Source organism: Leisingera sp. F5 (assembly GCF_001593695.1).
The window spans coordinates 1-6,203 of sequence record NZ_LUKH01000108.1; the positions used below are offsets into that span (position 1 = coordinate 1).

Annotated in this window: 4 protein-coding genes; 2 read left to right on the forward strand and 2 right to left on the reverse strand. The window is 62.7% G+C overall.

Features of this window, described 5'->3' with window-relative positions; all coding sequences use genetic code 11:
• Positions 1-60 precede the first annotated feature (60 nt).
• On the reverse strand, positions 61-1,443 hold the full coding sequence (gene rmuC, locus A2I95_RS24895; protein WP_291734222.1) for a DNA recombination protein RmuC: 1,383 nt from the start codon (positions 1,441-1,443) through the stop codon (positions 61-63).
• Positions 1,444-1,474: 31 nt separating this feature from the next.
• Complete coding sequence (gene mutL, locus A2I95_RS24900) at positions 1,475-3,406, reverse strand: DNA mismatch repair endonuclease MutL (protein ID WP_291734224.1); 1,932 nt, start codon at positions 3,404-3,406, stop codon at positions 1,475-1,477.
• Between the two features lie 246 nt (positions 3,407-3,652).
• Here mutL and deoC point away from each other — a divergent pair, with 246 nt between their 5' ends.
• A complete protein-coding gene (gene deoC, locus A2I95_RS24905; RefSeq protein ID WP_027257186.1) occupies positions 3,653-4,642 on the forward strand; it encodes a deoxyribose-phosphate aldolase in 990 nt (329 codons plus the stop codon).
• 11 nt (positions 4,643-4,653) lie between these two features.
• Positions 4,654-6,203 (forward strand): aldehyde dehydrogenase family protein (locus tag A2I95_RS24910; protein WP_291734226.1); only part of this gene is annotated, 1,550 nt, incomplete at its 3' end.

The window sequence follows — 6,203 nt, forward strand, 5'->3', positions numbered from 1 at the left end:
CAGCAGCACCGCCCCGCCGGGGTTGAGGTTGCCCGCGCCTGAAACCAGCGGCAACCGCATCTACTCCTCCGCCAGCAGCGCCACCTGGCGCGGCTCGACTTCCACCTGGCCAGGATCTTCCAGTTCCGCGCCGTTGGCCACCACGCCCATCGCCTCGAACCGGCGGGCCGAGGGCAGCACGCGGGCTTCCAGCGAGCCAACGGCCTTGTTGTAGTTGTTCACCGATGACGACAGTGACTTACCGACGGAGGCGAGGTTCTTGGAAAACGTCGCCAGCCGGTCATAGAGCTCCTTGGCAGTCTTTTGCACTTCGATTGCGTTTTCCGCCATCTTCTCCTGCTGCCAGCCATAGGCTATGGACTTGACCAGCGCCATCAGGGTGGTCGGCGTGGCGATCAGAACCTTGTTTTCAAAGGCATATTCAATCAACCCTGGATCCGTCTCCACCGCCGCGGACACAAACGTTTCACCGGGGATGAACATCACCACAAAATCCGGTGTCTCTCCCAGCGCGCTTTGATAGGATTTCGACGCAAGCTGACGCACATGGGTTTTCACATGGCCCGAATGGCGCAGCAGTGCCTGCTGCTGCTGATCGGGCGTCTCGGCCTCCAACGCGTCCAGATAACCCTCCAGCGGGGTCTTGGCGTCCACTACGATGCTCTTGCCGCCGGGGATGCGCACTATTGCATCGGGGCGGCGCAGACCGTCATCGGTGCCGACGCTTTTCTCCAGCTCATAGTCAACATGCTCGGCCATCCCGGCCATCTCAAAAACCTGACGCAGCTGCATCTCACCCCAGCGGCCGCGGGTCTTGGGCGCGCGCAGCGCTTGCACCAGTTTGCGGGTCTCGCCGCCCAACGCCGCCTGGCCATCGGCCAAATGTTTCACCTGCGTCTGGATCGCGCCATAGGCCTCGTTGCGGGCCTTCTCGATTTCCTTGATCCGCTCACCAAACTGACCCAGCTTCTGATCCAGCGGCTTTACCAAGCCTTCAATCGCTGCGTGGCGCTTGGCCAGATCCGCATCAGCGGTTTTGCTATGTGCCTGAAACCGTTCGCTGACCAGGCTCAGGAAGCTTTCCGAGTTCTGCTTCAGCACGCCCGAGGCCAGCGCCGCAAATTTGTGCTCCATCTGCGCATTCATCTGCTTGAGCTCTTCCAGCCGCGCTGCATGTTCTGCCTTCAGCGCTTGTACTTGTGCCTCAGCCTGATACCGGGCGGCACGTTCATTATCGCTGGTGCGGCGCAGGGTTGCCAGCTCATCGTTCAGCTCCGGCAGCCGCTTGACCTCCGCCCGAAGCCCGGCCGCCTCCTGGCTCAGACCTGCATTGGCCTGTTCCAACTGCCGGGCCGCGCCTCGCAGCCGCAGCCCAGCCAAGGTAATAACAGCGGCCAGACCGGCCAACGCGTAAATGGCCCATTGGGCCTGTTCCAGTGTCACTGCTCGTCCTCCCTTTACCGGGGGTTCTTGTTCAGGTGCGCCCGAACAGGCGCTCGATATCTGCCAGTTTCAGTTCCACATAGGTGGGACGGCCGTGGTTGCACTGGCCGGAATGGGGCGTGGCCTCCATCTCGCGCAGCAGAGCATTCATTTCCTCGCCCCGCATCCGCCTTCCAGAGCGGATCGAGCCATGGCAGGCCACCCGGCTCAGGATCGCCTCGATCTTGGCTTGCACCAGCTGGGTTCCGCCCTGGTCGGACAGTTCGTCCAAAATATCCTTGATCATCGCTTCAGCGTTGACCTCGCCCAGGATCGCGGGGGTTTCCCGCACTGCAACAGCCGTGCCGCCAAAGGCCTCAATGCCAAGGCCGAATTTCGCAAGCTCATCAGCCACGCCCAGCAGGCAGGCACAGTCATTGTCGCTCAGCTCGACAATCTCCGGTATCAAGAGCGCCTGGGCCGCAACGCCATTTTCAGCCATCTGATGTTTCAGCTTTTCATAGACCAGCCGCTCATGTGCTGCGTGCTGGTCGACGATCACCATGCCGTCGGCAGTCTGGGCGATGATGTAATTCTCATGCACCTGGCCGCGCGCCGCCCCCAACGGCAGCTGTTCGGCCCCGGGGGCGGTGGCCCCGGCCGCATCCGAGGCCTGACCCGGGGCCATTGGAGCCACTGGCACCTCTGTGACCCGCCCGCTGTAGGACCCCTGCAATTCGGCAAAACCTGGCGATGGCGGCGCATCGAAGGAAGACATTTGCGGCAACCCGGGGGCTTGCGCCGCGTAGGCGCTGCTGCGTGCGCCCATGGACGGCCGGTCCATCTGATAGATCCGCGGCGCACCGGTAGCTGTAGGTTGTTCCGGTTTCATTGCCCCCAGCGTGGCGCCTGCCACTGTGGTTGACGCGCGGTGTCCGGCCTCTGCCAGCGCATGGCGCAGGGCAGACACGATCAGCCCGCGTGCCAGTCCGGGGTCGCGGAACCGCACCTCGGATTTGGCAGGATGCACGTTCACATCCACCAGCTGCGGGTCGCAATCTATGAACAGCGCCGCTGCAGGGTGCCGGTCGCGGCTGAGGAAATCAAAATAGGCGGCCCGAAGCGCCCCGGTCAGCATCTTGTCCTTCACCGGGCGCGTGTTCACGAACAGGAACTGCGCCACCGCAGCGCCGCGCGAATAGGTCGGCAGCGCCGCATAGCCAAAGAGGCGGATCCCCTCGCGGGCGGCATCAATCTTCAACGCGTTCTCGGCAAAATCACGCCCCAGAACCGAAGCCAGCCGCCCGTGCAGCGCATCAAACAAATCGCCCGGCAAAGGATCGGCGCGGAAGGTCACCCGCCCCTCACCGCCGCCCGATACATCGCGCAGCGTGAATCCTACCGAAGGCTCTGCCATTGCCAGCCGTTTCACCGTGTCTGAAATCGCCTGGCTCTCGGCCCGGTCGGTGCGCATGAATTTCAGCCGCGCCGGTGTGGCAAAAAACAGATCGCGCAGCTCGACTATGGTGCCCGCCCGTAAAGCGGCGGGTTTCACCGGCTCCAGCCTGCCGCCGGAGACCCGGATCTGCGCCGCCTCATGCCCTGCAGCGCGGCTGGTGATTGTCAGCCGCCCAACAGCCCCCAAAGAAGGCAGCGCCTCGCCGCGGAACCCGAAGGTATGGATGTTCAGCAGGTCCGAGCCGTCGATCTTGGACGTCGCGTGGCGGGACAATGCCAACGGCAAGTCCTCCGGCGTCATGCCGCACCCGTCATCACTCACCCGGATCAGCGTCTTGCCACCATCGGCGATTTCTACGGTGATGCGGGCGGCGCCGGCATCAATGGCGTTTTCCACCAGCTCTTTGACCGCTGAAGCGGGGCGTTCCACCACCTCGCCAGCGGCAATCCGGTTGATGGCGCTGTCATCCAGCTGGCGGATGATTGGTCGCGTTTTATCGCTGATATGGGGTTCTGCACTGCTCATACCGCTAAATTTAGCATGCGGAGCTGATTCTGCCACTGGAATGCGCGCGGCTTTGGCAGGAGACCCGTAAAAGAAGATTTTCGCACCAAACCACCTGTATCCTTCCGGTTTTCAGAGTGCCATAGCAGCCCGCGCACCAATATTTTGTCCAATCAGTCAAAAAAGCCGCCTGCAATCCTTGGCCTTGCTTGCCAATATGCCGCACCCGTGCGAATTTCGCACGGAACTCTGCTGAGGACTCCCCGAATGGAAAGCCAAATCGCTGAACGAAGCGCGCAGCTGCCGCAGCTGGCCGAACCGCGCAATCCGGGCATCGCGCTGGACCTGGACTGGGTCGCCGCCGTGCAGGCCAATACATCGGCCATCGAACGCCGCTGCGCCACCCTGCCGGGCCGCCGCAGCGTGAAGAAAGACCATCAGGCTGCCTGGCTGCTGAAGGCCATCAGCCTCATTGACCTCACCACGCTCTCCGGTGACGACACCGAGGGCCGTGTCCGCCGTCTGTGCGCCAAGGCCCGCCAGCCGGTCAGCCCTGGCGTTCTGCGCACTTTGGGGATGGAGAGCCTCACCACCGGGGCGGTCTGCGTCTATCACGACATGATCCCCACCGCCGTCAAAGCGCTGGAAGGCACCGGCATTCCGGTTGCCGCAGTTTCCACCGGCTTCCCGGCCGGCCTGTCGCCCTTCCACCTGCGGCTGGCGGAGATTGAGGAAAGCGTCAAGGCAGGCGCTGAGGAAATCGACATCGTGATATCGCGCCGCCACGTGCTGACCGGCAACTGGCAGGCGCTGTATGACGAGATGAAAGCCTTTCGCAAGGCCTGCGGGGATGCTCATGTGAAGGCGATCCTCGCAACCGGCGAGCTGGGCAGCTTGCGCAATGTGGCGCGCGCCTCGCTGATCTGCATGATGGCAGGGGCCGATTTCATCAAGACCTCCACCGGCAAAGAAAGCGTCAACGCCACCCTGCCTGTCAGCCTGGTGATGATCCGGGCGATCCGCGACTATTACGACCGCACCGGCTATCGGGTCGGCTACAAGCCCGCTGGCGGTATCTCCAAGGCCAAGGATGCACTCGTCTATCTGGCGCTGATGAAGGACGAACTGGGCGACCGCTGGCTGCAGCCCGATCTGTTCCGCTTTGGCGCCTCGTCACTGCTGGGCGATATCGAGCGTCAGCTGGAACACCATGTCACCGGGGCATACTCCGCCGGCTACCGCCATTCCATGGGCTGAGGGCTGAACACATGACCATCAAAGAGATTTTCGACACCATGGAATACGGCCCCGCCCCCGAAAGCGCAGCCGAGGCACTGGCCTGGCTGGTTGATCAGGGCAGCCGCTTTGGCCATTTCATCAATGGCGAATTCACCGTCCCAGGCGATGGATTCGACAGTAAAAACCCGGCCACCGGCGAAGTGCTGGCGACGCTGACTCAGGCCACGCAGGCGGATGTGGATGCTGCGGTTGAAGCCGCACGCAAGGCGCAGGGCAGCTGGGCCGGTCTCGGGGGCGCAGGCCGCGCCACGTACCTCTATGCCATTGCCCGGCTGTTGCAGAAACACGCGCGCCTGTTTGCAGTGCTTGAAACGCTGGACAACGGAAAGCCGATCCGCGAATCCCGCGACATCGACATCCCGCTGGCCCAGCGGCATTTCTACTACCACGCCGGCATGGCTCAGCTGATGGAAAGCGAACTGCCGGACGCCGAAGCCCTGGGCGTCTGCGGCCAGATCATACCGTGGAATTTCCCGCTCTTGATGCTGGCCTGGAAGATCGCGCCTGCCATTGCGATGGGCAACACGGTGGTGCTGAAGCCTGCGGAATACACCTCGCTCACAGCGCTTTTGTTTGCCGACATCTGCCATCAGGCGGGTCTGCCTAAGGGTGTTGTCAACATCGTCACTGGCGATGGCGCCGCGGGCGAAATGATCACTGCAGCGGATGTAGACAAGATTGCCTTCACCGGCTCCACCTCTGTTGGCCGCCGGATCCGCGAAGCCACCGCAGGCAGCGGCAAGACGCTGACGCTGGAGCTGGGCGGCAAGTCCCCTTACATCGTTTTTGACGATGCTGATATTGATTCTGCTATCGAGGGTCTGGTCGATGCGATCTGGTTCAACCAGGGCCAGGTTTGTTGCGCAGGCTCGCGCCTGCTGGTGCAGGAAGGCATTGCCGGGCGGTTCCACACCAAACTAAAGGCCAGAATGGACGGCTTGCGTATCGGCAACCCGTTGGACAAGTGCATCGACGTGGGCGCCGTAGTCGATCCGGTGCAGTTGGACACTATTTCCAGCATGGTCGCCTCCAACCTGGCAGGTACCATGCACCAGGCCCAGGTGCAGATGCCCGCAGGCGGCTGTTTCTACCCGCCGACGCTGATTGAAGGCCTGTCGCCTGCCGATCCGCTGATGCAGGAAGAGATCTTTGGTCCGGTGCTGGTCTCCTGCACCTTCCGCACTCCGGAAGAAGCGGTGGAGCTGGCCAACAATACCCGCTACGGCCTTGCTGCGACGCTTTGGACCGAGAACGTGAACCTGGCGCTCGGCGTTGCGCCGAAACTGGCGGCCGGCGTTGTCTGGATCAACGGTACCAACATGTTCGACGCCGCTGCGGGTTTTGGCGGCGTGCGCGAAAGCGGCTTTGGCCGCGAGGGCGGTTGGGAAGGCTTGGCGGCATACACCCGGTCAAAAGCCAAGGCGAAACCGCTGACCAAAGTGGAAGCATTTGAGGGCAATGGCGCCCCGGCGGACCCGCTGGACCGTACTGCCAAGATGTATGTCGGCGGCAAGCAGAC